At 71.1% G+C, this 26,615-nt stretch carries 26 protein-coding genes; 13 read left to right on the forward strand and 13 right to left on the reverse strand.

What is annotated here, in order from left to right; all coding sequences use genetic code 11:
- Positions 1 to 10 precede the first annotated feature (10 nt).
- Positions 11 to 1,519, reverse strand: coding sequence for a cytochrome ubiquinol oxidase subunit I (locus K7787_RS08030; protein ID WP_009189522.1), 1,509 nt, complete (start codon positions 1,517 to 1,519; stop codon positions 11 to 13).
- Positions 1,520 to 1,730: 211 nt separating this feature from the next.
- Here K7787_RS08030 and K7787_RS08035 point away from each other — a divergent pair, with 211 nt between their 5' ends.
- Positions 1,731 to 2,105 (forward strand): cyclophilin-like fold protein, encoded by a 375-nt coding sequence (locus K7787_RS08035; RefSeq protein ID WP_169438272.1) that lies wholly within the window; start codon positions 1,731 to 1,733, stop codon positions 2,103 to 2,105.
- 71 nt (positions 2,106 to 2,176) lie between these two features.
- Here K7787_RS08035 and hisC read toward each other — a convergent pair whose 3' ends face one another.
- Positions 2,177 to 3,256, reverse strand: a complete 1,080-nt coding sequence (gene hisC, locus K7787_RS08040; protein ID WP_019981352.1) for a histidinol-phosphate transaminase — start codon at positions 3,254 to 3,256, stop codon at positions 2,177 to 2,179.
- Between the two features lie 483 nt (positions 3,257 to 3,739).
- Between hisC and K7787_RS08045 the strand changes: the two genes are divergently transcribed.
- The 3 genes from K7787_RS08045 (at position 3,740) to K7787_RS08055 (ending at position 7,182) form a co-directional block, all read left to right on the forward strand.
- Entirely contained in the window at positions 3,740 to 4,852 is a 1,113-nt protein-coding gene (locus K7787_RS08045; protein ID WP_009189525.1) for a LacI family DNA-binding transcriptional regulator, read from the forward strand.
- A gap of 183 nt (positions 4,853 to 5,035) precedes the next feature.
- Entirely contained in the window at positions 5,036 to 6,151 is a 1,116-nt protein-coding gene (locus K7787_RS08050) for a metallophosphoesterase (RefSeq protein ID WP_247720674.1), read from the forward strand.
- 182 nt (positions 6,152 to 6,333) lie between these two features.
- On the forward strand, positions 6,334 to 7,182 hold the full coding sequence (locus K7787_RS08055) for a hypothetical protein (RefSeq protein ID WP_043261045.1): 849 nt from the start codon (positions 6,334 to 6,336) through the stop codon (positions 7,180 to 7,182).
- Positions 7,183 to 7,431: 249 nt separating this feature from the next.
- On the opposite strand, the gene thiC is transcribed toward K7787_RS08055, so the two are convergent.
- Complete coding sequence (thiC, locus tag K7787_RS08060) at positions 7,432 to 9,255, reverse strand: phosphomethylpyrimidine synthase ThiC (protein WP_043261046.1); 1,824 nt, start codon at positions 9,253 to 9,255, stop codon at positions 7,432 to 7,434.
- Between the two features lie 240 nt (positions 9,256 to 9,495).
- Between thiC and K7787_RS08065 the strand changes: the two genes are divergently transcribed.
- Positions 9,496 to 10,893: a YibE/F family protein gene (locus K7787_RS08065; protein ID WP_043261047.1), complete on the forward strand. Its 1,398-nt coding sequence runs from the start codon at positions 9,496 to 9,498 to the stop codon at positions 10,891 to 10,893.
- A 116-nt stretch (positions 10,894 to 11,009) separates the two neighbouring features.
- Here K7787_RS08065 and K7787_RS08070 read toward each other — a convergent pair whose 3' ends face one another.
- The 4 genes from K7787_RS08070 to K7787_RS08085 all read right to left on the reverse strand — a co-directional run bounded on the left by K7787_RS08070 (position 11,010) and on the right by K7787_RS08085 (position 13,313).
- Positions 11,010 to 11,447 (reverse strand): SsgA family sporulation/cell division regulator, encoded by a 438-nt coding sequence (locus tag K7787_RS08070; RefSeq protein ID WP_009189530.1) that lies wholly within the window; start codon positions 11,445 to 11,447, stop codon positions 11,010 to 11,012.
- A 98-nt stretch (positions 11,448 to 11,545) separates the two neighbouring features.
- Positions 11,546 to 12,376: an IclR family transcriptional regulator gene (locus K7787_RS08075; protein WP_223000967.1), complete on the reverse strand. Its 831-nt coding sequence runs from the start codon at positions 12,374 to 12,376 to the stop codon at positions 11,546 to 11,548.
- Positions 12,377 to 12,643: 267 nt separating this feature from the next.
- Positions 12,644 to 12,850, reverse strand: a complete 207-nt coding sequence (locus tag K7787_RS08080; protein ID WP_009189532.1) for a DUF5326 family protein — start codon at positions 12,848 to 12,850, stop codon at positions 12,644 to 12,646.
- 145 nt (positions 12,851 to 12,995) lie between these two features.
- A complete protein-coding gene (locus tag K7787_RS08085; RefSeq protein ID WP_009189533.1) occupies positions 12,996 to 13,313 on the reverse strand; it encodes a cupin domain-containing protein in 318 nt (105 codons plus the stop codon).
- A 47-nt stretch (positions 13,314 to 13,360) separates the two neighbouring features.
- On the opposite strand from K7787_RS08085, the gene K7787_RS08090 reads away from it, so the two are divergent.
- From K7787_RS08090 to K7787_RS08110, 5 genes are all read left to right on the forward strand, one after another.
- Positions 13,361 to 13,738 carry a phage holin family protein gene (locus K7787_RS08090; RefSeq protein WP_009189534.1) on the forward strand — a complete coding sequence of 126 codons (378 nt, stop codon included), beginning with the start codon at positions 13,361 to 13,363 and terminating at the stop codon, positions 13,736 to 13,738.
- Positions 13,739 to 13,837: 99 nt separating this feature from the next.
- The gene (locus K7787_RS08095) at positions 13,838 to 15,034 is read left to right on the forward strand and encodes a cystathionine gamma-lyase (RefSeq protein ID WP_223000968.1); all 1,197 of its coding nucleotides are present in this window, start codon (positions 13,838 to 13,840) and stop codon (positions 15,032 to 15,034) included.
- Positions 15,035 to 15,334: 300 nt separating this feature from the next.
- A complete protein-coding gene (locus tag K7787_RS08100) occupies positions 15,335 to 16,240 on the forward strand; it encodes a LysR family transcriptional regulator (protein ID WP_164394582.1) in 906 nt (301 codons plus the stop codon).
- Between the two features lie 86 nt (positions 16,241 to 16,326).
- A complete protein-coding gene (locus K7787_RS08105; protein WP_009189537.1) occupies positions 16,327 to 16,809 on the forward strand; it encodes an NUDIX hydrolase in 483 nt (160 codons plus the stop codon).
- Positions 16,810 to 17,011: 202 nt separating this feature from the next.
- Positions 17,012 to 17,878 (forward strand): GNAT family N-acetyltransferase, encoded by an 867-nt coding sequence (locus K7787_RS08110; protein ID WP_223000969.1) that lies wholly within the window; start codon positions 17,012 to 17,014, stop codon positions 17,876 to 17,878.
- 61 nt (positions 17,879 to 17,939) lie between these two features.
- On the opposite strand, the gene K7787_RS08115 is transcribed toward K7787_RS08110, so the two are convergent.
- Entirely contained in the window at positions 17,940 to 18,362 is a 423-nt protein-coding gene (locus K7787_RS08115; RefSeq protein ID WP_223000970.1) for a GlcG/HbpS family heme-binding protein, read from the reverse strand.
- Positions 18,363 to 18,593: 231 nt separating this feature from the next.
- Complete coding sequence (locus K7787_RS08120) at positions 18,594 to 19,802, reverse strand: MFS transporter (RefSeq protein ID WP_223000971.1); 1,209 nt, start codon at positions 19,800 to 19,802, stop codon at positions 18,594 to 18,596.
- Between the two features lie 137 nt (positions 19,803 to 19,939).
- Here K7787_RS08120 and K7787_RS08125 point away from each other — a divergent pair, with 137 nt between their 5' ends.
- Positions 19,940 to 20,404, forward strand: coding sequence for a MarR family winged helix-turn-helix transcriptional regulator (locus K7787_RS08125; RefSeq protein ID WP_019981339.1), 465 nt, complete (start codon positions 19,940 to 19,942; stop codon positions 20,402 to 20,404).
- A 39-nt stretch (positions 20,405 to 20,443) separates the two neighbouring features.
- Complete coding sequence (locus tag K7787_RS08130) at positions 20,444 to 20,896, forward strand: GNAT family N-acetyltransferase (RefSeq protein WP_009189542.1); 453 nt, start codon at positions 20,444 to 20,446, stop codon at positions 20,894 to 20,896.
- A gap of 54 nt (positions 20,897 to 20,950) precedes the next feature.
- On the opposite strand, the gene K7787_RS08135 is transcribed toward K7787_RS08130, so the two are convergent.
- Positions 20,951 to 22,354 carry a serine hydrolase domain-containing protein gene (locus tag K7787_RS08135; RefSeq protein ID WP_043261048.1) on the reverse strand — a complete coding sequence of 468 codons (1,404 nt, stop codon included), beginning with the start codon at positions 22,352 to 22,354 and terminating at the stop codon, positions 20,951 to 20,953.
- A 94-nt stretch (positions 22,355 to 22,448) separates the two neighbouring features.
- Positions 22,449 to 23,927: a replicative DNA helicase gene (gene dnaB / locus K7787_RS08140; RefSeq protein WP_164394569.1), complete on the reverse strand. Its 1,479-nt coding sequence runs from the start codon at positions 23,925 to 23,927 to the stop codon at positions 22,449 to 22,451.
- Positions 23,928 to 24,386: 459 nt separating this feature from the next.
- Here dnaB and K7787_RS08145 point away from each other — a divergent pair, with 459 nt between their 5' ends.
- Positions 24,387 to 25,724 carry an MATE family efflux transporter gene (locus K7787_RS08145; RefSeq protein ID WP_164394567.1) on the forward strand — a complete coding sequence of 446 codons (1,338 nt, stop codon included), beginning with the start codon at positions 24,387 to 24,389 and terminating at the stop codon, positions 25,722 to 25,724.
- Positions 25,725 to 25,840: 116 nt separating this feature from the next.
- Here the strand turns inward: K7787_RS08145 and rplI are convergent, their stop codons facing one another.
- Both rplI and rpsR read right to left on the reverse strand, forming a co-directional pair.
- Entirely contained in the window at positions 25,841 to 26,287 is a 447-nt protein-coding gene (gene rplI / locus K7787_RS08150) for a 50S ribosomal protein L9 (protein ID WP_009189554.1), read from the reverse strand.
- A 17-nt stretch (positions 26,288 to 26,304) separates the two neighbouring features.
- On the reverse strand, positions 26,305 to 26,541 hold the full coding sequence (gene rpsR / locus K7787_RS08155; RefSeq protein ID WP_003949403.1) for a 30S ribosomal protein S18: 237 nt from the start codon (positions 26,539 to 26,541) through the stop codon (positions 26,305 to 26,307).
- Positions 26,542 to 26,615: the final 74 nt, after the last annotated feature.

Raw genomic sequence — 26,615 nt, forward strand, 5'->3', positions numbered from 1 at the left:
CTCCCTCGGCCTAGTACGAGAAGGCCATCGGCTTGTCGGCGTCACGGAGGTCGCCGCCGATCTTCGTGGGCGGGTTGAGGTCGGCCTCCGTCAGTTCGGGCGGGCCGGCCTTGACGTACTTCACGAGCAGTTTCACCTCGACGACGGCGAGGATGGCGTAGAGCGCCGTGAAGACGGCCATGGAGGTGAGGACCTCGCCCTGGGAGACGCCGGGGGAGACCGCCTGCCGGGTCTGGAGCACGCCGTAGACGGCCCACGGCTGGCGGCCCATCTCGGTGAAGATCCAGCCCCAGGAGTTGGCGATCAGCGGGAAGGCCAGCGTCCAGACGGCGATCCGCCAGAACCACGTGGTCAGTTGCGGGCTCAGCGCCTTGTTCTTGAACAGCACCAGGTGCGGCACCTCGTCCTCGCCGACGCGCAGGTGCTGCGGCAGCAGGAACTTCTTGCGGGTGAGCCAGAGTCCGGCCAGTCCGATGGCGAAGGACGCCATGCCGAACCCGATCATCCAGCGGAAGCCCCAGAAGGTGACGGGGATGTTGGGCCGGTAGTCGCCGGGCCCGAACTTCTGCTGCTCGGCCTTGTTGACGTCGTTGATGCCGGGGACGTAGGAGCTGAAGCTGTCGTCCGCCAGGAAGGACAGCAGGCCGGGTATCTCGATGGCGACCGTGTTGTGGCCCTTCTCCACGTTGCCGTAGGCGAAGATCGAGAAGGGGGCCGGCTTCTGGCCGTCCCACAGCGCCTCGGCGGCGGCCATCTTCATCGGCTGCTGCTTGAACATGACCTTGCCGAGGGTGTCGCCGCTGATCGCGGTGAGCAGTCCGGCGATGACGACGGTGATCAGGCCGAGCCGCAGCGAGGTCTTCATCGCGCCCACGTGCTTCTTGCGGGCGAGGTGGTAGGCGGCGATGCCCACCATGAAGGCGCCGCCGGTCAGGAAGGCCGCGGAGAGCGTGTGGAAGGCCTGGGTGAGCGCGGTGTTCTGGGTCAGCACCGCCCAGAAGTCGGTGAGTTCCGCGCGGCCCTTGGCCTTGTCGATCCGGTAGCCGACGGGGTGCTGCATCCAGGAGTTGGCCGCGAGGATGAAGTACGCGGACAGGATGGTGCCGATCGACACCATCCATATGCAGGCCAGGTGGATCTTCTTGGGCAGCTTGTCCCAGCCGAAGATCCACAGGCCGATGAAGGTGGACTCGAAGAAGAACGCGATCAGGGCCTCGAAGGCGAGCGGGGCTCCGAAGATGTCGCCGACGAAGCGCGAGTAGTCCGACCAGTTCATGCCGAACTGGAACTCCTGCACGATGCCGGTGACCACGCCCATGGCGATGTTGATCAGGAAGAGCTTGCCCCAGAACTTGGTGGCCCTGAGGTACTTCTCCTTCTCCGTGCGCACCCACGCGGTCTGCAGCCCGGCCGTGAGCGCGGCCAGGGAGATCGTCAAAGGGACGAACAGGAAGTGGTAGACGGTCGTGATGCCGAACTGCCAGCGCGCCAGTGTCTCCGGCGCCAAAGCCAGGTTCACGTCGTCACTCTCCTTACGTCGTCGTGGTCACGACGGCGGTTTGCCCTGATGTGACCTGCACAACAGGGCAGCAATCGGACTTGCTTGTGAACGCGTTCACATTCACAAGCAATTATGACGCACCGATTCTCGCCATGTCACCGGGGGGTCCCCCACAACCTCAGCGGCAGACCCTTGGCAAGAACTTCAACAACTTGTTGAATTGCACGCCATGCAGATACGCATCTCCTGGCCCGCCGGCCGGCTCACCGCGACCCTGGACGACACCCCGACCGCGCGCGCCCTCGCCCGGGAACTGCCGCTGGTCTCCTCCGCCCGGACCTGGGGCGAAGAGGTCTACTTCGACACCGGCGTCTCGGTTCCACGTGAAACGGACGCCCGGCAGGTCGTGGACCCCGGCACCGTCGCCTTCTGGACCGACGGCGACGCCCTGGCCCTCCCCTACGGACCCACCCCGATCTCCCACGGCGACGAGTGCCGGCTCGCGAGCCCGTGCAACGTCCTCGGCCGTGTCGACGGCGATCCGCGCCGGCTCGCCTCCGTCCGGGACGGGGACCCGGTACGGGTGGAGCTGATGGACGGCTGAGGGCCTGCCCGGCGGTCACGCGCGCAAAGGCGGCACCAGCCGGACAGGCCCTCGAAAACCCCGGGGACTGCTCAGATCTTGCTGCGGAACGCCTCCGCCGCCTTGAGGAAGATGTCGTTCGCCTCGGTCTCCCCGACGGTCACCCGCACACCCTCGCCCGCGAACGGCCGGATGACCACGCCCGCCTGCTCACACGCCTCGGCGAAGTCGACCGTGCGCTCCCCCAGCCGCAGCCACACGAAGTTGGCGTGCGTCTCGGGCACGGTCCACCCCTGGGCGCTCAGCGCCTCGACCACGCGCGTGCGCTCGCACACGAGCGAGCCGACCCGGCCCAGCAGCTCGTCCTCGGCCCGCAGCGAGGCGATCGCCGCCTCCTGCGCCAGCTGGCTCACCCCGAACGGCACCGCCGTCTTGCGCAGCGCGGCCGCCACCGGCTCGTGCGCGATCGCGAAGCCCACCCGAAGCCCGGCCAGTCCGTACGCCTTGGAGAAGGTGCGCAGCACGCAGACGTTGGGCCGGTCGCGGTAGATCGTCACGCCGTCCGGGACCTCGGGGTCGCGGATGAACTCGCGGTAGGCCTCGTCCAGCACGACCAGCACATCGCCGGGCACCCGGTCGAGGAAGCGCTCCAGCTCCGCGCGCCGCACCACCGTGCCGGTCGGGTTGTTGGGGTTGCACACGAAGATCAGCCGGGTGCGGTCGGTGATCGCGTCCGCCATCGCGTCCAGGTCGTGCACCTCGCCCGGCGTCAACGGGACCTTGACCGAGGTCGCCCCGCTGATCTGGGTGATGATCGGGTAGGCCTCGAAGGAGCGCCAGGCGTAGATCACCTCGTCGCCGGGGCCGCTGGTGGCCTGGATCAGCTGCTGGGCGACGCCGACGGAACCGGTGCCGGTGGCCACGTGGGAGACCGGCACGCCGAAGCGCTCGGCCAGCTCGTTCGTCAGGGCCGTGCACGCCATGTCCGGGTACCGGTTGAAGTTGCAGGCGGCGGCCGTGACCGTCTCCATGACGCCCGGCAGCGGCGGGTAGGGGTTCTCGTTGGAGGACAGCTTGTACGCTGCCGGGCCGTCGGCCGCTGCGGGCTTTCCGGGCTTGTAGGTGGGGATACCCTCCAGCTCGGCGCGCAGCTTCGGGTTCGTCTCGCTCACCGCAGTCCTCCTCGTGACCACACCGGCATCCAATACTGCACACCTTAGGAGGATTGGCCGCCGCTGCGTATGGGTCGGCGGCCACCACTCGCGCCGAGGCCGTCCCGGACCCGCGGAGACGGCGCCGCGGCCCGCGCGGACCCGCCCCGGCTCGCGTGTGCCGGCGCCCCCGCCGGCCGCCGGGCATTCGGGGACACCGCTGTACGAATCCGTGCGAATCAGGGGGCGCACCCCACATATATCTATGCGCCGGTGGCTTGCGCCGTGGCGCGCATCCCCCGTGAAGGTGAGTTGAGACCTCTTCGATACCTCGGAGGCTCGCCAGGCACACACCGGCCACCACATCACGTATGGGTGCCAGATCGGCTAACTAGCTCTGTTTCTCAGGTAGTTGCAGGTTCCCGACCTTGCAGAAACGTGCCTGTCAATGCGTGCATATGCGTCCGCGCTACCCCACCGTATGAGCCCTACTATCGGCTCGCCATGACAGCAGCAGGGAAGCACCAGGTGAGCCGCGCGGAAACCTCACGGCGAGGCAGCCGGCCGGGCCGGGCGGGCATCAGAGACGTGGCCGCCGCCGCCGGAGTCTCCATCACGACCGTCTCCGACGCCCTCAACGGCAAGGGCCGACTCCCGGACGCCACCCGCCGCCATGTCCGCGAGGTGGCCGACCGGCTGGGGTACCGCCCCTCCGCCGCCGCCCGCACCCTCCGTACCGGCAAGTCGGGCCTCATCGGTCTGACCGTGACCACGTACGGGGATGAACCTTTCACCTTCACCGAGTTCGCGTACTTCGCCGAGATGGCCCGCGCCGCCACCTCGGCCGCGCTCGCCCGCGGCTACGCCCTCGTCATCCTCCCCGCGACCTCCCGCCACGACGTGTGGTCGAACGTCGCCCTGGACGGCACGGTCGTCATCGACCCCTCCGACCAGGACCCGGTCGTCAGCGAACTGGTCCGGCAGGGGTTACCGGTGGTCAGCGACGGCCGCCCGGTCGGCTCGCTCCCCGTCACCGCCTGGGTCGACAACGACCACGAGGCCGCCGTCCTCGGCATCCTCGACCACCTCGCCGAGGCCGGCGCCCGCCGTATCGGCCTGCTCACCGGCACCACGACCGACACGTACACCCATCTGTCGACCACCGCCTACCTGCACTGGTGCGAGCGCGTCGGCCAGGACCCGGTCTACGAGGCCTACCCCGCCCACGACCCGTGCGCCGGCGCCGTCGCCGCCGACCGGCTGCTGGCCCGCCCCGACCGGCCCGACGCGGTCTACGGGCTGTTCGACCCCAACGGCACCGACCTGCTCGCCGCCGCCCGCCGCTACGGGCTGCGCGTCCCGGAGGACCTGCTGCTGGTGTGCTGCAGCGAGTCCATGGTGTACGCCAGCACCGAGCCGCCCATCACCACGCTCTCCCTGAAGCCGCGCCGCATCGGCACGGCGGTCATCCAGCTCCTCATCGACGCCATCGAGGGAGTCGAGTCGGACCAGCCGGTCGAGCAGGTCATACCGACCGAGCTGATCGTGCGCACCTCGTCCCAGCGCCGCCCGCCACGCACGACGGTCAGCCCGCCACGCACGCCGGAGGGACGGTAGGGTCAGCCGGTCGCGGGAGCGCCGAAGACTGCCCAATCGGGGCGAAAGCCACGGTGAACCTGAGTCCTGTTCCGATTCACCACCCCTGGGTCATCACATGGCGCGATCCGCATTCCTATGATGGGCGCACGACACCGCGGGCCGCTGCGACCAGGCAGTCCGAAGCGGTGCAGATGCGGCGCGATGGTGGAGGGGTCGATGACTCAGGGGGCCGGTCAGGGACCCGAGGTGGAGCGGACGGCGACGTTGCGTGACTTCCGAGTGCCCGCGTATGTGAACGAGACCGGCCCGTACGTCCAGGGCGGCCCCGCGGCCGAGCCCGCTGTGCCGGTCGAGCCCGGCTATCCGGCGGCCCCGGAGGGCTACCCGGACGCGTACACGCCCACCGAGCGCGACCTTCCCGTCATCAACCGCGGCGACACGCTCCAGGTGAGCACGGCCCTGGCGCCCGCGCCGGCCGCCCCGCAGCCCGCTGCCGGACCCGGCCCGCTGTTCGTGGTCGGCGACGTGCACGGCTACCTCGACGAGCTGGTCGCCGCCCTCCAGGAGCAGGGCCTCATCGACGCCGCGGGCCAGTGGTGCGCGGGCACCGCCCGGCTGTGGTTCCTCGGCGACTTCACCGACCGCGGCCCGGACGGCATCGGCGTCATCGACCTGGTGATGCGGCTGTCCGCCGAGGCGGCCGCGGCCGGCGGCTACTGCAAGGCGCTCATGGGCAACCATGAGCTGCTGCTGCTCGGCGCCCGCCGGTTCGGCGACACGCCCGTCAACTCCGGTGCCGGCACCGCCACTTTCCAGGCGGCCTGGCTCCTCAACGGCGGCCAGAAGTCCGACATGGACCGCCTCCAGGACCACCACCTGCAGTGGATGGCCCGCCTGGACGCGGTCGAGGAGGTCGACGGCTATCTGCTCGTGCACTCCGACACCACCGCCTACCTCGACTACGGCCGCTCGATCGAAGAGGTCAACGACAACGTCCGCGAAGCGCTCACGCGCAACGACGCGGACGAGGTGTGGGACCTGTTCCGCAAGTTCACCAAGCGCTTCTCCTTCCGCGACGAGGGCGGCGCCGACGCCGTGCGCTCCCTGCTCGATACGTACGGCGGCACCCGCATCGTTCACGGTCACAGCCCGATTCCCTATCTGCTGGGCGAAGTCGGCTCCGAGGACGGCGACGAGCCGGCGGGCCCGGTGGTCGAGGGACCGCACGTCTACGCCGACGGGCTGGCCATCGCGATGGACGGCGGCGTGACGATGTCCGGGAAGCTGCTGGTCCGGCAACTGCCGCTGGACGCCTGAGCGTTCACCGCACCCCCGCCGCGGGCGTGCCGGCCGGCCCGGTCGGCACGCAATTTGTGGAAACCCCCTGTCACCGCGCGCCGTCGCGGCTCTACCATCGGCTTATCCGTAGCAGGCTCCCCTCCGTTTCTGCCCGACGGCTCGTCGCCATGCGAGCCCCCAGCCCTACGGAGCATCGGGGGATGCACATGAACAGCGTTCCGCAGTACCTGCTGAGCGAGGATCGCCAGGAATTCGAGCGGATCCTCGATGAGGCGCTGCGCTCCGCCCCACACCGCCCGGAACTCGCCGCCATCGGAAAGCGGCTCACCACCGAACAACTGCGCACCATGGCACTCGGCGCGACGGCCCTGATCACGTCCGCCGCCGCGACCGAGTACCAGCACTACGTCAAGATCCGCGACGAACTGCGCCGCCCGGCGCCCGCCGCCCCGCCCGTCCTGGACACCGGTGCGGCGGAGCCGGGCACGGTCGCGGCCGCCGCCGGGGCGGCCGCGGAGACGGCCGGTGCGGGCGCGGGCGCCGTCGTCGCGGTGCTCGCCCCGGTCCTCGCGGGGATCGCGGCGACCGTCTTCCTCCTCGTCGGCTATCTGCTGAAGATGCTCGATCCGGCGCCCGCGTTCGCCCAGACGATGATCACCGCCGGCTGGGTGTTCGGCGCGGTGACCGCGGTCGCGATCGTCGTCGCCGGCGCCGGACTGCTGCTCGCCGCCCTGCGCAACCGGTCCTCGACCGAGTACGGCGCCTACGGGGGGCTGCCGGAGGAGGTCGGCCAGGCCAGGGAGGCGTGGCGCGAGGCCCTGCTCGAACGCGGCATCGTGCCGTTCCTGCGCGAGGCGCTGGCCGATCCCGGCGCCGCCTCCCCGCCCCGCCCGGCCCCGGCGACGCCGGGCGACCGCATCCCGCAACTCGGGTACGGCCGCCCGGGGTTCAGCAGCCCCGACGACGGCGCCCCGACCGCCCGGCCGCGCTACTCCAGCCCCGACTTCTCCAGCCCGGACTTCGGCGGGCCGGAACACCGGCCGGAGTAGCGCCCGGCCTCCACCGGGCCGCGCCGCACCGGACCCCGCCCGGCGCGGCGGCTTCGGCATGCGGCCGGGCAGAGGCGTGGCCGTGGCCGTGGCCGTGGCCGTCAGGGACGCGGCCGTCAGGGCGGTACCTCCGCCCGCCGAAGGGCGGCCGGAGGCTTCGTTCCCCGCCCGAGGGCGGCCGGAGGCTTCACACCGGCCCGAGGCTCCGCACCGCCCGACGCGGCCGGGCGGAGGCCCCGCGCCCGCGTCTCACTCGGCCAGCGGCAGATACACCCGGTTCCCGCTCGCGGCGAACTCCTTCGACTTCTGCAGCATGCCCTCGGCGATCTCCTCCGCGGAGGCGCCCTCCGCCGCCTTGCCGCCGAACCGCTCCGTGATGCTCTGGCTGATCTTCATGGAGCAGAACTTCGGCCCGCACATCGAGCAGAAGTGCGCCGTCTTGGCCGGCTCCGCCGGGAGCGTCTCGTCGTGGAACTCCCGTGCCGTGTCCGGGTCGAGGGCCAGATTGAACTGGTCCTCCCACCGGAACTCGAAGCGGGCGTCGGACAGCGCGTCGTCCCACTCCTGCGCACCCGGGTGCCCCTTGGCGAGGTCCGCCGCGTGCGCGGCGATCTTGTAGGTGATCACGCCGGTCTTGACGTCGTCCCGGTTGGGCAGACCCAGATGCTCCTTGGGCGTGACGTAGCAGAGCATCGCCGTGCCCCACCACGCGATCATCGCCGCGCCGATGCCGGAGGTGATGTGGTCGTAGGCGGGGGCGATGTCCGTGGTCAGCGGGCCGAGCGTGTAGAACGGCGCCTCCTCGCAGATCTCCTGCTGAAGGTCGATGTTCTCCTTGATCTTGTGCATCGGGACGTGTCCCGGCCCCTCGATCATGGTCTGCACATCGTGCCGCTTGGCGATCCGGTTGAGTTCGCCGAGCGTCCGCAGCTCCGCGAACTGCGCCTCGTCGTTGGCGTCCGCGATCGACCCCGGCCTGAGGCCGTCCCCGAGCGAGTACGTGACGTCGTAGGCGGCGAGGATCTCGCAGAGTTCCTCGAAGTTCTCGTACAGGAACGACTCCTTGTGGTGCGCGAGGCACCACGCCGCCATGATCGAGCCGCCGCGCGAGACGATGCCGGTCTTCCGGTTCGCCGTCAGCGGCACGTACGCCAGCCGCACCCCGGCGTGGACCGTCATGTAGTCCACCCCCTGCTCGGCCTGCTCGATGACCGTGTCCTTGTAGATCTCCCAGGTCAGTTCTTCGGCCTTGCCGTCGACCTTCTCCAGCGCCTGGTAGAGCGGCACCGTCCCGATGGGCACGGGGGAGTTGCGCAGCACCCACTCACGGGTGGTGTGGATGTTGCGGCCCGTGGAGAGGTCCATGACCGTGTCGGCGCCCCAGCGGGTCGCCCAGGTCATCTTCTCGACCTCCTCCTCGATGGAGGAGGTGACCGCGGAGTTGCCGATGTTGGCGTTGACCTTCACCAGGAACCGCTTGCCGATGATCATCGGCTCGATCTCCGGGTGGTTGACGTTGGCCGGCAGCACCGCGCGGCCCGCCGCGATCTCCTCGCGGACGACCTCGGGGTCGACGTTCTCGCGGACCGCCACGAACTCCATCTCGGGCGTGATCTCCCCGCGCCGCGCATAGGCGAGCTGGGTCACCGCGGTGCCGTTCCGGCCCCGGCGGGGCTGGCGCGGGCGACCCGGGAACACCGCGTCGAGGTTGCGCAGACCGCCGCGTGGCGAGGTGTGCTTGATCCCGTCGTCCTCGGGACGGACGGGACGGCCCGCGTACTCCTCGGTGTCGCCGCGGGCGATGATCCAGTTCTCCCGCAGCGGCGGCAGCCCCCTGCGGACATCGGTGTCGACGAGCGGATCGGTGTACGGGCCCGAGGTGTCGTACAGCGTGACCGACTGCCCGTTGGTCAGGTGCACCTGACGGACCGGCACGCGCAGATCGGTGCGCGAGCCCTCGACATACGCCTTGTGCCATCCGATGGACGTTCCGGCCTCCTCACGGGAAGCGGTCTGCTCCCCGTCGCTGGTCAGCTGCGTGGAGGCAGGCGTGCGTGCGTCCTTGTTGGTCATGAGACCTACTCCCTACGCCGGCATTACCCGGTAACAGGTTCGGCGGTCGACGCAGCAATTCCCGTCCGGCAGGTTTCACGTGAAACACCGTTGGTTCCACGTGAAACACCGCGAAGACGAAGGTCAGCGCCCTCTCAGCCCGGTGCTCCGAGCTCCCGCGTGTGCAAAGGTGCCTCCACGCTAGCGTCATGTGTGGCGCGGTGAACAGTGGGCCCCGGCCGTTCTTGCGATGATCGGGCGGTGACCCCGACACAGCAGTTCCCCCATCCGCCGCCCGAACCGGGGCGCGGAGCCGCCGACGAGCACGGCCATGAGCACGGCTCCGGGCTGGGCCACGGGCACGCACACAGCCACAGCCACGGCCCGGCGGCCCCCGTCTCGAAACACCTGCGCAAGGTCATCGCCGCGGTCCTGATCCCGTTCGCCGCCGCGGTGCTCGTCGGTCTCGCGGTGCTCTGGCCCGGCGGAGCCCCCTCGCACCAGCGCACCGGCGTGGGCTTCGACCGGCAGACCCAGCAGGCCACGGTCACCCAGGTGGTCGCGGTGAGCTGCAAGGCGGTGAACGCATCCGGGGACACGCCGACCGGCGACACCTCCACCGCCGAGGGCGCCTCCGCGCAGGCGCAGGCGACCGGCTCCTGCAAGAAGGCCACGATCCGCGTCGACACCGGACACGACAAGGGCCGTACGTTCACCGAGATCGTGCAGCCGGACCAGTCACGCCAGCTGCACCAGGGCGAGAAGGTGGTGGTCGCCTACGAGCCCTCCGCGCCCCGCGAGTTGCAGTACTCGGTCACCGACGTCAACCGGCGTTTCCCGATGGCGCTGCTCGCGGGAATCTTCGCACTCGCCGTCGTGGTCGTCGGGCGGCTGCGGGGCGTCATGGCACTGGTCGCCCTGGCCATCAGCTTCCTGGTCCTGAACCTGTTCATCCTGCCCGCCATCCTGCAGGGCTCGAACCCGCTGCTCGTGGCGGTGGTCGGGTCGAGCGCGATCATGCTGATCGCGCTGTACATGTGCCACGGTCTGTCCGCCCGGACCTCGGTGGCGGTGCTCGGCACCCTGATCTCGCTGGTGCTGATCGGCCTGCTGGGCTCGCTGTTCATCGGCTGGGCCGCGCTCACCGGCAACACGGACGACAACACCGGCCTGATCCATGGCCTGTATCCGTCCATCGACATGAGCGGTCTGCTGCTGGCCGGCGTCATCATCGGCTCACTCGGCGTCCTCGACGATGTGACGGTGACCCAGACCTCGGCGGTCTGGGAACTGCACGAGGCCAATCCGTCGATGGGCTGGCGCGGGCTGTACCGGGCGGGCATCCGCATCGGCCGCGACCACATCGCGTCCGTGGTCAACACCCTCGTCCTCGCCTACGCGGGCGCCGCGCTGCCGCTGCTGCTGCTCTTCTCCATCGCGCAGAGCAGTGTGGGAACCGTCGCCAACAGCGAGCTGGTGGCCGAGGAGATCGTCCGTACGCTGGTGGGCTCGATCGGCCTGGTCGCCTCGGTGCCGGTCACCACGGCACTCGCCGCGCTCGTGGTCTCGGCCGACCGCCCGGGGCCTGCCGGGGCCGCGGCCGCCGCCCGTGTGCCGGCTCCGGCGCGCGGCGGCAGGGGCAGGCGCCGCAAGCGCTGACCGGGCGCCGGGAACGTGCCACGCCGCGCCGTCGGCGTACGACGCCCGGGAAAGCCCGCGCACGGCGCGCGGGGTGGTGTGTCACGCCGCCGTCCGCGCCCCGCTGCCGAAACGCTTCAGCCCGCGCTCTGCTCCTCCGCGAGGATGCGGTCCAGAGCCTCGTCGAGATGAGCGTCGAAGTCGGCGAGCGCGCCTTCCTGGCCCAGCGGCACCAGCTTGTCCGTACGGTCCAGGAACGCCACGAGCGGTGCCGTGGAGGAGCGGAACAGCGCCCGGTCCGGACCGACCTGAAGCCTGATCAGGACCTCGCTCAGGGAGTCGCTGTCGGCGGGCGAGATCCTGACGTCGCCGTCCCCGCACGGCGCTCCCACCCCGTCGATCAGCAGCTCCCGGCCGAAGGCCCAGGTCACCGGGGCGTCGCCGGGCAGATGGAAGGTCAGCCGCACGGCATAGGGATCACAGGTCTCGTACCGCAGTTCCACAGGAATGCGGAAGGAGAGCTCCTCGGACACGAGAAAGCTCATCATGACCTCTGCCTGTACGGACTCGCGCATTGCTACCCCGTCATCTGCCGTCGACTGGCCGGGACTCATCCAAGTGACACTTGAGGCATCTTGCTGAACGTACACGCCGGATCACAAGGAGTGAGTTTTCAGATACTGATAGCGAGCGCGAGAGAGCCGACGCTGCGCCCCACCTCGTGCTGCAACTGCCGTGCAGCGTGGGCCAGTCGGTCGGCCTGGTGTGCGGGGAGCGACAGCGCCACCGTGCAGGCCGTGGCCCCCACGGTGATGGGGACCGCCGCGCACACCGTGCCCAGCGCGTACTCCTGCCGCTCCGTCACCGGCTCCATACGTCCTACCCGCTCGATCCGGCGCAGAAGCGCGTGCGCGTCACGCACCGTGTACGGGGTGAGGGACCGCACGGGATGGCGGGCGAGGTGGTCACGGCGGGCCTCCTCGTCCAGCTGGGACAGCAGGCACTGTCCGACGGCGTGCGCGTGCCCGGTCTCCCGGAAGTCGGCCCACTCCTCGGCGGCGGGACAGGCCGGGGCGTCGGACACGCACAGAACGTCGATCTCGCCGTCCCGGTACATCGCGTAGTACACCGGCGCACCGATCGAATCCCGCCATCGTCCGAGCGTGTCGGCGATCGTGCTGCGACGTTTCTGCGCGGCCCCGCTGCTGCTCAGCCGCTCGGTCGCCTCGCCGAGGAAGAACAGCCCCTTGTCGCGGTGCAGATAGCCCTCGTGGACCAGGGTGCGCAGCAGGTGGTAGGCGGTGGGCAGGGCCAGTCCCGTCTCGCGCGCGAGCTGCTTGGCGGTGGCCCCGTGCTCATGGCCCGCGACGGTCTCCAGCAGGCGCATCGCGCGCTGGACCGAACCGATGAGGGTCTGCGCCGTGCGGGCCGGCGGCTGCTCCGGCACCCGGGGGCGGGCGCGGTCCACCGCGGTTGCGGGGCGCGGCTGCGCGGGCAGCGCCATGGAGCGGGACGGTGTCCCGAGGGCGGGTGGTACGGGCCGTTCTGCGGGTGCGGTGTCAACCGTGGCCAAGGGTCACTCCCAGAGCGCGTGGGGGCAGCCCGTGCGGGGAAACACGGGTGGGGGGTGGGCCGCCCGCGGGGGCCGGCCCCCGCGTCGATCTCCGGACCTTATCCGCCCGCCACCGCTCTCGGACGGCTTGCCCGGGAAACTTCCCCCCCGCGAGGGAACCGGTGCGCCGCGTTACCGGTCACCGGTGTCCCGGGGCGCTCACCAGTCGCTGCGCGAACTCGACATGAACTTCCGCACGATGTAGATCAGTCCGCCGACCAGGGCCACGCAGATCAGCAGCTTGAACAGCAGGGCGATCACGAAGCCGACGATGCTCGCTATGAGCCCGCCGAACACGACCAGGGCGATGACCGGCACCGCGACCCACTTCACCCACCACGGCAGCCCCGCGAAGATCTCTCGCATTGCCCTCGTCCCTACCTCTCGCCCGCGCTGTGCCGGGCCCGTCGATGTCCTGCACTCGATGCTAGGGCCGGTGGAGGGTCCGGCGGGGGTCCCGCATCCCTTGTCTCCCCCTGACCGGTCCCCTAGGGAACCCTGAGACGGCGCCTCAGGCTTCCGGGGGAGAGAACACCACGAGGACCCGCAGGTCCTCGCTGATGTGGTGGAACTTGTGGGCGACCCCGGCCGGCACGTACACCACGCTGCCGCGCGCCACTTCGGTCGTCTCCAGGCCCACCGTGATCGAGGCCCGGCCGCTCACGACGAAGTACACCTCGTCCTGGCCGTGCGGCTGCTGCGGGTCGTGCTCGCCCGCGTCGAGGGCGTACAGCCCGACCGACATGTTCCGCTCCCGCAGGAACTGTAGGTAGGCGCCCTCGTTGGCGGCTCGCTCCGCCTCCAGTTCGTCCAGCCGGAATGCCTTCATCGCCTCGCCCGTGTCCGTAGTCGATCTCGTCTGCCACGATCAGACACATGAAGAATTTCGTAGTCAAGACGATCGCCAACGCGGGCGCCCTGGCGGTCGCCGTCTGGCTGCTCGACAAGATCACGCTGACCGGTGACAGCACCGCGAAGAAGGCCGGCACGCTGATCGTGGTGGCCCTGGTCTTCGGACTGGTGAACTTCCTGGTCAAGCCGGTGCTGAAGGTGCTGACCTTCCCGCTGTTCATCCTCACGCTCGGTCTGATCACCCTCGTGGTCAACGCGCTGATGCTGCTGCTGACCTCCTGGGTGTGCGGCAAGCTCCAGCTCAGCTTCCACGTCGACGGCTTCTGGACCGCCGTCCTCGGCGGCCTCATCGTCTCGGTCGTCTCCTGGGCACTGCACATGATCCTGCCGGACGAGGACTGAGCGGCCCGGCCCCGCGGGCGCGGCCGGCCGACTCTGAGAGGGTGGGAGCGGCGGACCGCGGTCCGCCCGGCCACGACAGCATGCGAAGGGACAGGCGGCATGAACGATTCCGCTGCGGACGGCACGAACGGCACCGGGCAAGGCGCCGGGCTCGCGGCCGGCGGGCTCCCGGTGGGCGCCGGCGACGGCACCCGTGCGGTGCGGGCCGGGCTCCCCGAGCCGGTCAAGCACGAGCCGACGCTTCCCGGACCGGTCTTCGCCGCCCACTTCCACCTGCCGGGCGACCCGACGGGCCCGTACACCTACGGCCGGGACGAGAACCCGACCTGGACGCTGCTCGAGAGCGCCATCGGCGAGCTGGAGGCGCCCGGCCAGCAGGACGTGCGGACGCTGGTGTTCGCCTCCGGCATGGCGGCCATCTCCTCGGTGCTCTTCTCCCAGCTGCGCGCCGGCGACGCCGTGGTCCTCCCCGACGACGGCTACCAGGCCCTCCCCCTGGCGCGCGCCCAGCTGGAGGCCTTCGGCATCGAGGTGCGCACCGCCCCGACCGGCGGGGACGCCCAGCTCGACGTGCTGGACGGCGCCCGGCTGCTGTGGCTCGAATCCCCGTCCAACCCGGGGCTCGACGTGTGCGACATCCGGCGGCTGGTCGAGGCCGCCCACGCGCAGGGCACCCTGGTCGCCGTCGACAACACCCTCGCGACACCGCTGGGGCAGCGGCCGCTGGAACTCGGCGCGGACTTCTCGGTGGCCAGCGGCACCAAGCAGCTCACCGGGCACGGCGACGTCCTGCTCGGCTACGTCGCCGGCCGCGACGGCGAGGCCATGGCGGCCGTACGGCGCTGGCGCAAGATCGTCGGCGCGATTCCGGGCCCCATGGAGGCCTGGCTGGCGCACCGTTCGATCGCCACCCTGCAGCTGCGCGTCGACCGGCAGAACGCCTCGGCCCTGGCTCTCGCCGAGGCGCTGCGCGGGCGTCCGGAGGTGACCGGGCTGCGGTACCCGGGACTCGCCGACGACCCCTCGCACAAGGTCGCCTCGCAGCAGATGCGGCGCTACGGCTGCGTGGTGTCCTTCACGCTGCCCACGCGCACGCGTGCCGAGCGCTTCCTTCAGGCGCTGCGGCTCGTGGACGACGCGACCAGCTTCGGCGGGGTGCGCTCGACGGCCGAGCGGCGCGGTCGCTGGGGCGGGGACGCGGTGCCGGAGGGCTTCGTGCGGTTCTCCGTCGGCGCCGAGGACCCGGCGGACCTGGTGGCGGACGTGCTGCGGGCCCTGGACGAGTCGGCGGGCTGACGGCCTCGCCGGCGGGGGCGCCGACGTCTTCGGCGTGCCGCGGGTGTCCTCGGCGTGCCGCGGGCGCTGCCGCCGTCGCGCGGCCGGGCCGGTGTCCCGACATGCTCGGCGGGCGGTCCGAGCCTCCCCCCTCGTGGCTCGGACCGCCTTCGGTTCCACCGGTGAAGAACCGTGCGCACCAGGCTAGTTGACTCTTTGTCAGTGTCCAATCACGGTAGCGACAGAGACCTATCGACATATTTATAGTTGGGTGCGGCCTGGGGGCGGGGGGCGCGGGACGCCGCGAGGGGAGGGCGTGCTTTGGATCTGGCGTTGCTGCGTACGTTCGTGACCGTGCACCGGGCGGGTTCCTTCACCCGGGCGGCAGCGCTGCTCGGCCTGTCCCAGCCGGCCGTCACCTCGCAGATCCGCACACTGGAGCGGCAGCTGGGCCGCCCCCTGTTCCTGCGCCAGGCCCGCGGGGTCACCCCGACGTCCATCGGCGACGAACTCGCCCACAAGGCCGCCCCGCATCTCGACGCCCTGGTGGAGATCACCGAGTCGGGTCTGGACGACGAGTCCTCCTTACGCACGCTGCACCTGGCCGGGCCGCCCGAGTTCACCGCGGAACGGGCACTGCCCGCACTGACCGAGCTGACCGGCGAGGACGGGCAGGGCTTCGCGCTGCGCGTCTCCTTCGGGACCGCCGAGGAGGTGCTGGACGGGCTGTCCGCCGGGTACCACGACCTCGCCATCGGCACCGCCCGGCCACGCGGCGGACTGCTCACGGCGGCCCCGCTCTGCGACGAGGAGCACGTCCTGGTCGCCGCCCCCCGCTGGGCCGAGGAGGCGGGCCCCGTGCAGGCGGGGACCAAGGGCATGGCCGCCCTGAAGGACGTCCCGGTGGTCGAGGTCCACGAGTCGCTTCCGTTCGTCTCCCGCTACTGGGCCTCGGCCTTCGACTCCCGGCCGACCGCGGCCGGCGCCGTGATCGTGCCCGATCTGCGCGCGGTGCTCGCCTGTGCCGTGGCGGGGGCCGGGCTCGCGGTGCTGCCCCGCTATCTGTGCGCCGCCGCCCTGGCGCGGGGGGACGTGGTGGCCCTCCATGAGCCGGTGGTCCCGCCGCTGCGGACGTACTTCCTCGTGGTGCGCACCGGAACGCTGGCGATGCCGCATATCGCGCGGGCACACGAGTGGCTGCTGCGGGCGGCCTCCCGGTGGTGCTGAGGCGTTCCGGCCCACAGCACCGGACGAACCGGGGCGGTGATGCTCCGCGATGTTTCACGTGGAACAAGCTGGGCCACATTTCTCCCATGACCGTCCGACCCGTGGTCAAGCGCACCGCACGCGCCGTTCTCCTCGACGGTGACGACCTGATCCTGATCAAGCGCACCAAGCCCGGTGTCGATCCCTACTGGGTCACCCCCGGTGGCGGGGTGGAGCCCGGGGACACGACCGTCGTCGACGCCCTGCACCGGGAGGTGCACGAGGAACTCGGGGCCAAGATCAGCGATGTGGTGCCCTGCTTCGTGGACACCGTGGAGCACATCGGCGCGGATGCCGCCACGACCGGTGTGAAGGTGCAGCACTTCTTCGTCTGCCGCCTGGAGTCGATGGACCCCTCGCTGCGGCACGGCCCCGAGGTGGAGGAACCCGCGGGGGAGTACGAGATCGTGCGCGTTCCGTTCACCCGCGTCGGCATCGCCTCCGTCCATCTCGTCCCGCTGTCGCTGCGGCACTATCTGGACGGAAACATCGAGGGCGTCCTGGCCCTGCACGCCCCGGATCTCGGCTGACGGCCGCGCCGCTGCGCGCCTGCGCCACAGCCGGTCCCCTCGCCGTGCGCCGCCGCGAGCACAAAGCATCCGGCGGTGTTTCACGTGAAACACCCGGCGCCTGTCGGTGCGCTGTACAGCAGGCCACAGCATGACCAAAAGCACGTACGTCTCTGGGGAAACGGGTGGACGCCGACGGTCCCCGTCGGACAGCCTGACCTGCGTGTCGACTCCTTCCGCCGCCGCCCTGCCCATCCGCCGCCTGACGCTCCGGGATCTCACCGCCTGCGCAGACCTGTCCGAGAACCGGGGGTGGCAGCGCGAGGAACACAAATGGGGCCTCCTCCTCACCGCCGGGAAGGCCTACGGCATCGACGACCCCGACGGAGGCCTCGTGGCCGGCTGCGTGGTCACGGAGTACGGCACACACGACCGCCCGGACCTGGGCGCCATCGGCATGGTCCTGGTCGCCGAACGCCACGCCCGGCAGGGCATCGGCCGCCGTCTGATGCGGCACGTCGTCTCCCTGATGGGTCCCACCCCGCTGACCCTGCATGCGACGCCGAACGGGCGCCCGCTCTACGAGGAGCTGGGCTTCAAGGTCACCGGCCGGGCCGAGATGGTGGTCGGCCGCTTCGTCCCCGAGGACACGCCGCCCTCCGTCGCCACCAGGGCGGCCACCGCCGAGGACCTGCACGGCGTCCTCAGGCTGGACGAGGAGGTGTTCGGCGCCGACCGCACCCCGCTCATCACTCGGCTGCCGGCGTTCGCCGACCATCTCCTGGTCGCCGAGGACGGGGGCCGGATCATCGGCTACACGGCGGCCTGGCCCAACATGGACACCCATGTCGTGGGCCCGCTGATCGCCCGGGACACACAGACCGCGAAGGCCCTCGTCGCCGCTGTCGCCGCCCGTACCGACCGTCCGCTGCGCACCGACGTCGACGTGCGCCACGAGGAGCTGCTGGCCTGGCTGCGGCAGCGCGGGATGGCCTCCGTCTTCTCCAACTCCGTCATGACGTACGGCATCCCGGAGCTGCCCGGGGACTGGACCCGCCGTTTCGCTCCGCTGTCCGTGGCGGCGGGCTGAGCGGACCGGAACAGGTGAACGCCGGCCCCGCGGGGCCGGCGTCGTACGTGCCGTGGCCCGGTCAGGCGAGGGTCTCGACGGCGGTGGCGGCGAAGCCGTGGTCCTGCTCCGGGGCGCCGCCGCCGACTCCGACGGCCCCGATCAGCCGGCCGTCGCGCCGCACGGGGACGCCGCCCGCGATGAACAGCAGCGGCCGGTCGAGCGCGGTGGGCAAGGTGTGGAAGGGGGCGCCCGGCTGCACGGCGGCCACGAGGTCGGCGGTGGGGGCGTCGAGCTGCAGGGCCGTGTAGGCCTTGCGGGTGCTGGTCTCCCCGGAGATCAGCACGGCCCGGTCGTCCCGGCGGAAGGCGAGCAGGTGCCCGCCCGCGTCCAGCACGGTGACGCTGACCGCGACTCCGGCGGCCTCCGCCGCCCGACGGGCCGCGGCGACGAGCGCCTCGGCGTCCTGGATGGTCAGCGGAGCCACGGCGGTGTTGGTGCTCATCTGGGGTTCTCCTCAAGGGTGGTGCCACGTGCGTGGGGGGGATCGGTCGGTCGGGAGAGGGGGACTGGCCTGCCTCGGGGTGAGGCGGACCGGCCGATGGGAGGGGGAGGGTCCGGTCGGTGGGGGGATGGGGCGACGGCCCCGGACCGGGGCCGGACCCGGACCGGGGCCGGGGCCGGGGCCGGGGCCGGGGCCGGGGCCGGGGCGGTCGGCGTCGGAGGCGTGTGCGGCTCAGCGCCGGGCGGTGACCGGCTGTCTGGTCCGGTCGCCGGTGGCGACGACCGTGCTCGGCGCGCCGTCCCGGCGTTCCAGGGCGGCGGAGAGGACCGCGAGGGCCAGGGCGCCCGCGGCGAGGGCGGCGCCGACCCAGTTGGGCGCCGTGTAGCCGAAGCCGGCCGCGATGACGAGTCCGCCGAGCCACGCGGACAACGCGTTGCCGAGGTTGAAGGCACCGATGTTGAGGGCCGAGGCCAGCGTCGGGGCGCCGTGCGCCTGGTCCAGGACGCGCTTCTGCAGCGGCGGCACGGTGGCGAAGCCGAGGGCGCCGATCAGGACGATGGTCACGGCCGCCGCGACCTTGTTGTGCGCGGTGAGGGTGAACAGCGCGAGCACGACGGCCAGGGCGCTCAGGGAGACGTACAGCATGGGCATCAGGGCGCGGTCGGCGAACCGGCCGCTGACGAGGTTCCCGCCGACCATGCCGAGGCCGAAGAGGACCAGCAGCCAGGTGACCGAGCCGTCGGAGAAGCCGGTGACGTGGGTCGTCATCGGCGCGATGTAGGTGACGGCCGCGAAGACGCCGCCGAAGCCGAGGACGGTCATCGCCATGGCCAGCAGTACCTGGGCGTTCTTCAGCGCGGCCAGCTCGTGCCGCAGGTGCACGCCCTCGGGCTTGGGCAGGTCGGGCACCAGCTTGGCGATGCCGGCCAGGCCGAGGACGCCGAGCCCGGCGACGGCGGCGAAGGTCACGCGCCATCCGGCGGACTGCCCGAGCAGGGTGCCGAGCGGGACGCCGACGACGTTGGCGACCGTCAGACCGGTGAACATCATCGCGATGGCGCCGGCCCGCTTGTGCGGCGCGACGAGTTCGGCCGCGACCACGGAGCCGATGCCGAAGAAGGCGCCGTGGGCCAGCGAGGCGACCACGCGGCCGATCAGCATGACCGAGAAGACGGGGGCCAGCGCCGACAGCAGGTTCCCGGCGATGAACAGTCCCATCAGCAGCATCAGCATCCGCTTGCGGGAGATCTTCGTGCCGAGCACGGTCATCAGCGGAGCGCCGAGCATGACGCCCAGGGCGTAGCCGGTGACGAGGAGACCGGCCGTGGGGATGGAGACCCCGAAGTCGCTCGCGACCTCGGGCAGCAGGCCCATGATCACGAACTCGGTCGTACCGATTCCGAAGGCCCCGATCGCGAGGGCCAGAAGCGCGAGAGGCATGAGGGGCTACCTTCCCAACGATTGCAGATGCGCTTTACGTGCTCAGACAATAATTGCAGACGCGGGCTAAGCGCAAGCGCCGTCTATTGCGCGCCTGCTTTATCCTGGAGGCGGTCCCACGGGATGGAGGAACGCCCATGACAGCGACGGACCCCTCGCTCACCGCGCTCGCCCAGGGCTGGTGCGCCCTCTCCCTGCTGCACGGGAGGATCGAGGCCCACATCGAGCGCGCCCTGCAGACGGGGCACGGCCTGAGCGTGCGGGAGTACTCCCTGCTCGACGTGCTCAGCCGGCAGCACGACGGCGAGGGCGGGCATCTGCAGATGAAGCAGGTCGCCGACGCGGTCGTCCTCAGTCAGAGCGCCACCACCCGGCTCGTCACCCGCCTCGAGGACCGGGGACTGCTCGAGCGCTATCTGTGCCCCACCGACCGCCGGGGCATCTACACCAACGTCACCGAGGCCGGTCTCGCGCTCCTCGAAGAGGCCCGGCCGACCAACGACGCCGCGCTGCGCGAGGCGCTGGATGAGGCGGCCGGGAACCCGGAGCTGGCGCCCCTGGTCCGGGTCGTGGAGTCGCTGCACGCGCCCGCACCCGCGTGACACCGCGCGGAGCCGGACGCCGCGCGTAGGGTGCCGGACATGGGAGATCTTGAAATACGCGCCGCCGTCGCAGACGACGTCCCCGCCATCGTCGGCATGCTCGCCGACGATCCGCTGGGCGCGCAGCGGGAGTCGCCGGACGACCTCGCACCGTATCTGGCCGCTCTGGAGCGGCTCGCCGCCGACCCGAACCAGCGCCTGGTGGTCGCCGTGCGCGAGGGCCGGATCGTGGGCACTCTCCAGCTCACGTTCATCCCGGGTCTGTCGCGGCGCGGCGCGACCCGGTCGATCATCGAGGCCGTGCGCATCCACGCCGACGAGCGCGGCGGCGGCCTGGGCACCCGGCTCATCGAGTGGGCGATCGAGGAATCCCGTGGTGCGGGCTGCCAGTTGGTCCAGCTGACCTCGGACAGGTCGCGCACCGACGCCCACCGTTTCTACGAGCGGCTGGGCTTCGAGGCCTCGCACGTGGGCTTCAAGCTGACCCTCTGACAGCTCCGGGCGGCAAGGGGCCGTTTCACGTGAAACGCGAACCGGCCCCTCGGGTCATGGAGACTCGGGGCGCTGTCCGATGCCTCGCCATCCCTCGGGGTCCACGCCGCCGGGCACCGAAGCCCCTTCCTCGTACGGCTGGCGGGTGAACACGAACGACCCGAGGTCCAGGTGGTCCACGGAGCCGTCGGCCCGCCGTACGGGCCGCAGCGACTCCCCCGCGTAGTACCCCTCCAGCCCCGTCCAGGTCCCGTCGCCGTTCGGCCGGAACCGCGAGCGGCGGCCGCTGCCGGTCAGCGGCTCCAGCGAGACGAGCCCGTCGGCGCCGAGCCGCAGACCGAAGGCGTTCGTCCCCCAGTACCACTGGCCCACCAGCTCCAGCACCGCCGGATCGACGTCCCGCGCCGGCCGCCAGGGCTCCGGGATGCGCGGCTCGGCCTCGGCGACGATCCGGACGAGATCCGCGCCCACGGCGACCGGGGAGACCCCCGAGGTGCAGTTGACCAGCACGACGGCGGCTACGTCGTCCGCCGCCGCGATGGTCAGCGAGGCCAGGAAGCCCGGCAGCGAACCCGAGTGGCCCACGAGCAGCCGCTCGCCCGACCGCCGCAGCTCCAGCCCCAGTCCGTACGCGTACCCGGCCACCACGTCCGCCTCCTGGGGCGGTGCCGCCGGGGTGCGCATCTCCCGCAGCGACGCGGCGCCCAGGACCCGGTCGTCGCCCCGGACGAGGAAGGCCGCGAAGCGGGCCAGGTCCCCGGTGGTGGACCACAGTTGCCCGGCCGGGGCCATCCGGCCGAGGTCCTCGACGGGCTCGGGCAGCAGCACGTCGGCCCAGGGATGCACCGCCCAGCCACCCGCGTGCGGCGCCTGCGGCCGCCCGCCGGTGCGGTGCAGTCCCAGCGGTTCCAGCACCTCCCGCCGCAGGACGTCCTCCCACGGGGCGCCCCGCAGCTTCTCGACCAGCGCACCGAGCAGGGTGTAGCCGGGATTCGAGTAGTGGAAGCGCCGGCCGACCGGGTGCCGCAGCGGCTCCTCGCCGAGTACGTCGGCGAGTTCGGGGCGCAGACTGCCGGGCGTGCGCTCCCACCAGGGCGCGGGCGACTCGGCGGCCAGGCCGGCCGTGTGCGCCAGCAGCTCGGCGATCGTGGCCTGACCGGCGCCGGTGCCGGGCAGGTGCTTGTCCAGCGGGTCCCCGAGATCGAGCAGTCCCTCGTCCCGCAGCCGCAGCACGAGCACGGCGGTGAAGGTCTTGGTGATCGAGCCGATGCGGTACTGGGTGTTCTCGTCCGGCGCGTGCCCGGCCACCGAGGTGCGCGCACCGTGCCACACGGTCCGCCCGTCCCGCACGACCGCCGCGACGAGCGACGGCGCCCGCCCCTCGCTCTGTGCCACGGCGATCCGGTGCAGCAGCGCCCGGCGCGTACCGGGAAGCAACTCGTCCTGAGGTGTCGTCATGCCCTCAGTCCACAGGCTGCCCCGGTGAACGTCGAGCCCATTTCCCGGGGCCCCGCCGCGAGTCGGACGCCCGGGCGGGGACGCGCGGCCCCGATCAGGTCTGGGCCATGTCCACGAAGCGTGAGTAGTGGCCCTGGAAGGCGACCGTGATGGTGGCGGTCGGGCCGTTCCGGTGCTTGGCGACGATCAGGTCGGCCTCGCCGGCGCGGGGCGACTCCTTCTCGTAGGCGTCCTCGCGGTGCAGCAGGATGACCATGTCGGCGTCCTGCTCGATGGAGCCGGACTCACGCAGGTCGGAGACCATCGGCTTCTTGTCGGTGCGCTGCTCGGGGCCACGGTTGAGCTGGGAGAGCGCGATGACCGGGAGCTCCAGCTCCTTGGCGAGCAGCTTGAGGTTCCGGGACATGTCCGAGACCTCCTGCTGACGGCTCTCGGCGCGCTTGGAGCCGCCGGACTGCATCAGCTGGAGGTAGTCGATGACGACCAGCTTCAGGTCGTTGCGCTGTTTGAGCCGGCGGCACTTGGCGCGGATCTCCATCATCGACAGGTTCGGAGAGTCGTCGATGTAGAGCGGGGCGGCCGAGACGTCCGGCATCCGGCGGGCCAGCCGCGTCCAGTCCTCGTCGGTCATGGTGCCCGAGCGCATGTGGTGCAGGGCCACCCGGGCCTCCGCGGACAGCAGGCGCATCGCGATCTCGTTGCGGCCCATCTCCAGCGAGAAGATGACGCTGGGCAGGTTGTGCTTGATCGACGCGGCCCGCGCGAAGTCCAGCGCGAGCGTCGACTTGCCCATCGCGGGGCGCGCGGCGATGACGATCATCTGACCGGGGTGCAGGCCGTTGGTCAGCGAGTCGAAGTCGGTGAACCCGGTGGGCACGCCGGTCATCTCGCCGCTGCGCGAACCGATCGCCTCGATCTCGTCGAGCGCGCCCTCCATGATGTCGCCGAGCGGCAGGTAGTCCTCGCTGGTGCGCTGCTCGGTGACGGCGTAGATCTCGGCCTGCGCGCGGTTGACGATCTCGTCCACGTCGTCGTCGGCCGCGTAACCCATCTGCGTGATGCGGGTGCCGGCCTCGACCAGGCGGCGCAGCACCGCGCGCTCGTGGACGATCTCCGCGTAGTACGCGGCGTTGGCCGCCGTGGGCACCGTCTGGACGAGCGTGTGCAGATAGGAGGCGCCGCCCACCTTGTTGATCTCGCCGCGCTTGGTCAGCTCGGCGGCGATGGTGATGGGGTCGGCCGGCTCGCCCTTGGCGTAGACGTCGAGGATCGCCTGGTAGATCGTCTCGTGCGCGGGCTTGTAGAAGTCGTGGCCCTTGAGGATCTCCACGACGTCGGCGATGGCGTCCTTGGACAGCAGCATGCCGCCGAGGACGGACTGCTCCGCGTCGAGGTCCTGCGGGGGGACGCGCTCGAACGACGGGCCCCCGCCGTCCAGGAAGCGGTCGTCCCGGTCCCGCTCGTGCTGTTCGTCCCGGCCGCGGCCGCCGTCGGGGCGCCGCCGGGAGGCGGGCAGACGATCGCTGGGGCCGCTGTCGGCCCAGGGGTCGTCCAAGGGCTCGGAAATGCTCACCGAGCCACCTCCTCCCGTCCGCCCTGCGGACCTCGCCGTGCTTCTCTCTTGTACGCCACGGCACTGACAAATCGAGGGTCCCGGCTCCACTTCCGCGCGTCTTTCTGGGACGGTTCGGAAGCCGTGGGGAAGGAGCGGGCGCCGGACCACGGTAGGCCCCCGGGCACCTTCAGCCAATCTGGTTATCCACAGGCCATGTGGACGACGGGCCCGATGCTGTGGAGAACTCGGCAAAACCTGTGCACGACCCGGTGGACAGCGCTGTGAACAAGCCCTCGCCCCTCTCGGGGGTAGCCCTCTGACCTGCGGTGATCCCATCCACGGGCTGTGCAGAAGAAAAACTTTCCCGCTCGGGCCACATTCGCTTCGAACGATGCGCACATGTGCACAGCACAAGACGCCAAGTAAGGATCACAATGCCTTTGCATCACTTACCTGTGGACGACTAGATTGACCCCCATGACACAGGCCCCCGCACGCCGTCCGGCCTCCCGGCGACGGCACGACCGAGAGATCGCCGCCCTGGCCGTCCCGGCCTTCGGCGCGCTCGTCGCCGAGCCGCTCTTCGTGATGGCCGACAGCGCGATCGTCGGCCACCTCGGCACCGCGCAACTCGCCGGCCTCGGCGTCGCCTCCGCCCTCCTGACCACGGCTGTCAGCGTCTTCGTCTTCCTCGCCTACGCCACCACGGCCGCCGTCGCCCGCCGCGTCGGCGCCGGCGATCTCCAGGCCGCCATCCGGCAGGGCATGGACGGCATCTGGCTGGCGCTGCTGCTCGGGGCCGCCGTCATCGCGATCACCCTGCCCACCGCACCCGCCCTGGTGGACGTCTTCGGAGCCTCCCCCACCGCCGCCCCCTACGCGACGACGTATCTGCGGATCTCCGCTCTCGGCATCCCCGCCATGCTCGTCGTCCTCGCCTCGACCGGAGTGCTGCGCGGACTCCAGGACACGAAGACACCGCTCTACGTCGCCGTCGCGGGCTTCGTCGCCAACGCCGCCCTGAACGCCGGCCTCGTCTACGGCGCCGGACTCGGCATCGCGGGCTCGGCCTGGGGCACCGTGATCGCCCAGTGCGGCATGGCCGCCGTCTACCTCGGCGTGGTCGTCCGCGGCGCGCGCAGACACGGCGCTTCCCTGCGCCCCGACGCCGCCGGCATCCGGGCCTCCGCGCAGGCGGGCGTTCCGCTGCTCGTCCGCACGCTCTCCCTGCGGGCCATCCTGATGACCGCCACCGCGGTCGCGGCCCGCCTCGGTGACGCGGACATCGCGGCGCACCAGATCATCCTGTCCCTGTGGACCCTGCTCGCCTTCGCGCTCGACGCCATCGCGATCGCCGGGCAGGCCATCATCGGGCGCTTTCTGGGGGCCGGGGACACCGAGGGCGCCCGGGAGGCCTGCCGGCGGATGGTGCAGTGGGGCACCGCGGTCGGTGTGGTTCTCGGCCTGCTGGTGATCGTGGCCCGACCGGTGTTCCTGCCCCTGTTCACCGCCGACCCCACCGTGAAGGACACCGCCCTGCCGGCGCTGCTGCTGGTGGCGCTGTCCCAGCCGATCTGCGGTGTCGTCTTCGTTCTCGACGGCGTGCTGATGGGCGCGGGCGACGGTCCGTACCTGGCCGGAGCCATGCTGGTCACCCTGGCGGTCTTCGTCCCGGCCGCGCTCCTGGTGCCCGTGTTCGGCGGTGGGCTCACCGCCCTGTGGGGAGCGATGACGCTCATGATGACCGTCCGCCTGCTGACGCTCTGGCTGCGTACCCGATCGGGCCGCTGGCTGGTCACGGGGGCGACCCGCTGAGCCACCGTTTCACGTGAAACAGCCGCACCTCGCCCACGAGAACATGGCCATGAAGAAGGGCCGCACCCGACCGGGTACGGCCCTTCTCTCAGCTCACGCAGCCGAGCGCACGGCGATCAGGCCGCGACGACCTCGATGTTGACCTTGGCGGCCACCTCGGGGTGCAGACGCACGGACGTCTCGTGGGCGCCCAGGGTCTTGATCGGCGTACCCAGCTCGATGCGGCGCTTGTCGACCTCGGGGCCACCGGCGGCCTTGATCGCCGAAGCGACGTCGGCCGGCGTGACGGAACCGAAGAGACGGCCTGCGTCGCCCGAGCGGACGGCCAGACGGACCTTCACACCCTCGAGCTGGGCCTTGATCTGGTTGGCCTGCTCGATGGTCTGGATCTCGTGGATCTTGCGAGCACGACGGATCTGCTCGACGTCCTTCTCGCCACCCTTGGTCCAGCGGATAGCGAACTTCCGCGGGATCAGGTAGTTGCGAGCGTAGCCGTCCTTGACGTCGACGACGTCGCCGGCCGCACCGAGGCCGGAGACCTCGTGGGTGAGGATGATCTTCATGATTCGGTCACCCTCCCTTAGCGCGCGGTGGACGTGTAGGGCAGCAGCGCCATCTCACGGCTGTTCTTGACGGCCGTGGCGACGTCACGCTGGTGCTGCGTGCAGTTGCCGGTCACGCGGCGGGCACGGATCTTGCCGCGGTCGGAAATGAACTTCCGCAGCATGTTCGTGTCCTTGTAGTCCACGTACGTGACCTTGTCCTTGCAGAAAGCGCAGACCTTCTTCTTAGGCTTGCGCACAGGCGGCTTCGCCATGGTGTTTCTCCTGTGTGATCAAGAAGTGTGGGTACGACCCGCCCTCCGACCCGGCCGGGCCCGAAGGACCCGGC

It is taken from the genome of Streptomyces sennicomposti (assembly GCF_019890635.1).
GTDB lineage: Bacteria > Actinomycetota > Actinomycetes > Streptomycetales > Streptomycetaceae > Streptomyces > Streptomyces sennicomposti.

Excerpts from the sequence above, each read along its gene's own strand:
- K7787_RS08105 (WP_009189537.1), top strand. The coding sequence starts at position 16,327 with ATGACCGTCCGACCCGTGGTCAAGCGCACCGCACGCGCCGTTCTCCTC.
- K7787_RS08070 (WP_009189530.1), bottom strand. The coding sequence starts at position 11,447 with ATGCGCGAGTCCGTACAGGCAGAGGTCATGATGAGCTTTCTCGTGTCC.
- rpsR (WP_003949403.1), bottom strand. The coding sequence starts at position 26,541 with ATGGCGAAGCCGCCTGTGCGCAAGCCTAAGAAGAAGGTCTGCGCTTTC.
- K7787_RS08090 (WP_009189534.1), top strand. The coding sequence starts at position 13,361 with ATGAAGAATTTCGTAGTCAAGACGATCGCCAACGCGGGCGCCCTGGCG.
- K7787_RS08115 (WP_223000970.1), bottom strand. The coding sequence starts at position 18,362 with ATGAGCACCAACACCGCCGTGGCTCCGCTGACCATCCAGGACGCCGAG.
- K7787_RS08055 (WP_043261045.1), top strand. The coding sequence starts at position 6,334 with ATGCACATGAACAGCGTTCCGCAGTACCTGCTGAGCGAGGATCGCCAG.
- K7787_RS08125 (WP_019981339.1), top strand. The coding sequence starts at position 19,940 with ATGACAGCGACGGACCCCTCGCTCACCGCGCTCGCCCAGGGCTGGTGC.
- rplI (WP_009189554.1), bottom strand. The coding sequence starts at position 26,287 with ATGAAGATCATCCTCACCCACGAGGTCTCCGGCCTCGGTGCGGCCGGC.
- K7787_RS08085 (WP_009189533.1), bottom strand. The coding sequence starts at position 13,313 with ATGAAGGCATTCCGGCTGGACGAACTGGAGGCGGAGCGAGCCGCCAAC.
- K7787_RS08095 (WP_223000968.1), top strand. The coding sequence starts at position 13,838 with ATGAACGATTCCGCTGCGGACGGCACGAACGGCACCGGGCAAGGCGCC.
- K7787_RS08045 (WP_009189525.1), top strand. The coding sequence starts at position 3,740 with ATGACAGCAGCAGGGAAGCACCAGGTGAGCCGCGCGGAAACCTCACGG.
- K7787_RS08135 (WP_043261048.1), bottom strand. The coding sequence starts at position 22,354 with ATGACGACACCTCAGGACGAGTTGCTTCCCGGTACGCGCCGGGCGCTG.
- K7787_RS08035 (WP_169438272.1), top strand. The coding sequence starts at position 1,731 with ATGCAGATACGCATCTCCTGGCCCGCCGGCCGGCTCACCGCGACCCTG.
- K7787_RS08130 (WP_009189542.1), top strand. The coding sequence starts at position 20,444 with ATGGGAGATCTTGAAATACGCGCCGCCGTCGCAGACGACGTCCCCGCC.
- K7787_RS08050 (WP_247720674.1), top strand. The coding sequence starts at position 5,036 with ATGGTGGAGGGGTCGATGACTCAGGGGGCCGGTCAGGGACCCGAGGTG.
- K7787_RS08145 (WP_164394567.1), top strand. The coding sequence starts at position 24,387 with ATGACACAGGCCCCCGCACGCCGTCCGGCCTCCCGGCGACGGCACGAC.
- K7787_RS08120 (WP_223000971.1), bottom strand. The coding sequence starts at position 19,802 with ATGCCTCTCGCGCTTCTGGCCCTCGCGATCGGGGCCTTCGGAATCGGT.
- thiC (WP_043261046.1), bottom strand. The coding sequence starts at position 9,255 with ATGACCAACAAGGACGCACGCACGCCTGCCTCCACGCAGCTGACCAGC.
- K7787_RS08080 (WP_009189532.1), bottom strand. The coding sequence starts at position 12,850 with ATGCGAGAGATCTTCGCGGGGCTGCCGTGGTGGGTGAAGTGGGTCGCG.
- K7787_RS08075 (WP_223000967.1), bottom strand. The coding sequence starts at position 12,376 with ATGGCGCTGCCCGCGCAGCCGCGCCCCGCAACCGCGGTGGACCGCGCC.